Origin of the sequence: Syntrophomonas wolfei subsp. methylbutyratica, from assembly GCF_001570625.1 — a bacterium.
Taxonomy (GTDB): Bacteria; Bacillota; Syntrophomonadia; order Syntrophomonadales; family Syntrophomonadaceae; genus Syntrophomonas; species Syntrophomonas methylbutyratica.
Window position 1 is genome coordinate 1 of sequence record NZ_BBQT01000086.1, and the last position, 378, is coordinate 378.

1 rRNA gene is annotated in these 378 nt (G+C 53.7%); it reads left to right on the forward strand.

From position 1 onward, the window contains the following. Nucleotides 1-334, forward strand: a 16S ribosomal RNA gene (locus AWB54_RS15110); the annotation flags it as partial. Nucleotides 335-378 lie beyond the last annotated feature (44 nt).

Genomic DNA, 378 nt, shown 5'->3' on the forward strand with positions numbered 1-378 from the left:
GCAACTCGACTGCATGAAGTCGGAATCGCTAGTAATCGCGAATCAGCACGTCGCGGTGAATGCGTTCCCGGGCCTTGTACACACCGCCCGTCACACCACGAAAGTCGGCAACACCCGAAGCCGGTGAGCCAACCAGTTGGGAGGTGAGAGGCGAGAAGTTGGAAGTGGGAATTAAAGTAGAAATCGTCTCAGACGATTTCCTCAAAAGCTCTCACATCTAACCTCCCATTTCTCACATCCCAACCGGAGGCAGCCGTCCAAGGTGGGGTTGGTAATTGGGGTGAAGTCGTAACAAGGTATCCGTACCGGAAGGTGCGGATGGATCACCTCCTTTCTAAGGAGTAAGGAGAGGAAGAAGCAAAGCTTCCTCCCGGACAA